The following is a 2,768-nucleotide window of genomic DNA, read 5'->3' as shown; positions in this document are numbered from 1 at the left end:
CTTAGCAGGCTTAGCTCGAGAACAGATTGCACCGCAGCTTTTGTGGAGCCGCCGCATGTCAGACGGCAATGTCATGAGCGGGCAAGAGTGGCTTTCAGGCACCATTCTGACACCGAATGACATGTCCAAAAAGCAGGTGGTCAATATTCTGACGCGGCTGCACCGTTCGCGGCCCTTGATGACCCAGCTGACCAAATTGGGCTATACGCTGGAAACGCCGACCGACTTGCTGACTGCCTGGCTCAATCAAGTGCCGGCTGTTTTGCGAAATAACAGCTATCTGCAGTCTGTCATCCGCGAATTGCGTCAGACAGTGCCGGCCTTTCGGGAGGATTTTGCCACCATTGTTCACGGAGATGTGCGCCACAGCAACTGGGTGGAAACGGACAGCGGGCTGATTTATCTGGTGGATTGGGATTCCGTTCGTCTGACGGACAGAATGTTGGATGTCGCTCATATTCTAAGCCATTATGTACCGGATTCGGGCTGGCAGGAATGGCTGAGCCACTACGGCTACAAGTATAATCAGACGGTTTTTAATAAATTATACTGGTTTGGCCAGTATTCCTATCTGACCCAGATTGCCAAATATTATGAAAACAATGATTTAGAAAATGTGAACCGGGAGATTTACGCCTTGCGAAACTTCCGTTCCAAGTACGGAAGGGTGCAATGAGAGTAAGAAACCGCAAGGGAGCTACAGAGTTACTGGAAGCAAATCCGCAGTATGTAGTCCTCAATCCTGCTGACGCCAAGGGAAGATGGCGGGATATTTTCGGCAATGACCGCCCCATTCATGTGGAAGTCGGCAGCGGAAAGGGGGCTTTTGTCGCCGGCATGGCCAAGGCCCATCCAGATATTAACTACATTGGCATTGATATTCAGAAATCGGTCCTCAGCTATGCTCTGGACAAGGTTTTAGCAGCGGCTGTTCCCAATATCAAGCTGCTCTGGGTGGATGGCTCCGATCTGACCGACTACTTTGCTGACGGCGAGATTGACCGCCTCTATCTGAATTTCTCCGATCCCTGGCCTAAGAAACGTCACGAAAAGCGCCGTCTGACCTATAAATCCTTTCTGGATACATTCAGGAAGATTCTGCCTGAGCATGGAGAGATTCATTTCAAGACTGACAACCGCGGTCTCTTTGAATACAGTCTGGTCAGCTTTTCTCAGTATGGCATGAGACTGAAAGGCGTCTGGCTGGACCTGCATGCCAGCGATTTTGAAGACAATGTCCTGACCGAGTACGAGCAGAAATTTTCCAGTAAGGGACAGGTCATCTACCGGGTTGAGGCAGCCTTTTGATAGCTTAGCGTCATTTAGCCTGTCATGATTTTTGGACTGTCAAAAGCCCAAGGAAGATGCCCATCAGCCACTGCGTCAGTCTGTTTTTTCGCATGCAGCTGCAACAGACTGAACTTTTTGCTCAGTCTCCGCCGGATCAAAAGCCAGGTTTCTGAGATTGTTTTGCCATATTCCTTGCATTCTGGCGGGGAGCGTGCTATAATACTAGTAATGAATAAGGAAAGAGAGGCGAGGAAATATCTTCGCCTCTTATCTGTGAGGAGGTGCAGTTTTATCGCAACGATTGTTGAATTAGTGAGGGAAGTGATTGAACCGGCTGTTCAGGCTCCCTATGAGCTGGTGGATATTGAGTATGGCAAGATGGGGAGCGACTATGTTCTCAGTATCTTTGTGGATAAGCCGGAAGGCATTACGGTCAATGATACGGCGGATCTGACCGAGCTTATCAGTCCCCTGCTGGACAGCATCAAGCCCGATCCCTTCCCTGACCAGTATTTTCTGGAAGTGACCAGTCCGGGGCTGGAGCGGCCGCTTAAGAGCAAGGAGCAGCTGGCTGCTGCGGTTGGGAGTTATATCCATGTCAGCCTGTATCAGGCGCTGGATAAGAGCAAGGTTTTTGAAGGGACCTTAGTTGGTTTTGAAAATGACATCCTGCGCATGGAGTATCTGGACAAAACCCGCAGGAAAGAAGTTGAGATTCCCTATCGTCTGGTCTCCAAAGCCAGACTGGCAGTTCAGTTTTAGCAGCAGAAGCACGATATAAAAGAAAGGAACACTTTTGTTTCAGCAAAAGTTATGTAAAAATGAGTAAAGAAATGCTAGAGGCCTTCCGCATTCTGGAAGAAGACAAAGGAATTAAGAAAGAAGATATTATCGACGCGGTGACGGAGTCGCTCCGTTCAGCATACCGCCGCCGTTACGGGCAGGCAGACAGCGCAGCTATTGAATTTGACGAAAAAACCGGCGATTTCCGTGTCTACACAGTCCGCGAAGTAGTGGATGAGGTCTTTGACAGCCGTTTGGAAATCAGCCTCAAAGATGCCTTAGCAATCAGCTCGGCCTACGAACTAGGCGACAAGATTAAGTTTGAAGAGGCTCCGGCAGAGTTCGGCCGGGTGGCTGCACAGTCTGCCAAGCAGACCATTATGGAAAAGATGCGCAAGCAGACTCGGGCCATCACTTACAATACCTACAAAGAGCATGAAAATGAAATCATGAGCGGAACGGTGGAGCGCTTTGACAACCGCTTCATCTACGTCAATCTGGGCAGTATTGAAGCGCAGCTGTCCAAGCAGGACCAGATTCCCGGCGAAGTCTTTGCTTCTCACGACCGTATCGAGGTCTTTGTCTACAAGGTGGAGGACAATCCCCGCGGAGTCAACGTCTTTGTCAGCCGCAGCCATCCAGAAATGATCAAGCGCCTGATGGAGCAGGAAATCCCTGAAGTCTACGACGGAACA

4 protein-coding genes are annotated in these 2,768 nt (G+C 49.8%); all 4 read left to right on the top strand.

Annotated features, from left to right (window positions below):
- The coding region (locus tag STRDD11_RS00330) for a phosphotransferase family protein (protein ID WP_241209257.1) at positions 1-676 on the top strand (676 nt) is incomplete at its 5' end.
- On the top strand, positions 673-1,308 hold the full coding sequence (trmB, locus tag STRDD11_RS00325; protein ID WP_128834258.1) for a tRNA (guanosine(46)-N7)-methyltransferase TrmB: 636 nt from the start codon (positions 673-675) through the stop codon (positions 1,306-1,308). The genes STRDD11_RS00330 and trmB, both read left to right, overlap by 4 nt.
- A 255-nt stretch (positions 1,309-1,563) precedes the next feature.
- Positions 1,564-2,052: a ribosome maturation factor RimP gene (gene rimP / locus STRDD11_RS00320; protein ID WP_338060088.1), complete on the top strand. Its 489-nt coding sequence runs from the start codon at positions 1,564-1,566 to the stop codon at positions 2,050-2,052.
- 59 nt (positions 2,053-2,111) lie between these two features.
- On the top strand, positions 2,112-2,768 hold a 657-nt coding region (locus tag STRDD11_RS13985), incomplete at its 3' end, for a NusA N-terminal domain-containing protein (RefSeq protein ID WP_277592687.1).

This window comes from Streptococcus sp. DD11, assembly GCF_001578865.1.
In the GTDB taxonomy this organism is placed as follows: domain Bacteria; phylum Bacillota; class Bacilli; order Lactobacillales; family Streptococcaceae; genus Streptococcus; species Streptococcus panodentis.
Note: the sequence above shows the minus strand (reverse complement) of the source record. Positions and strands in the feature narration are given on the sequence as shown.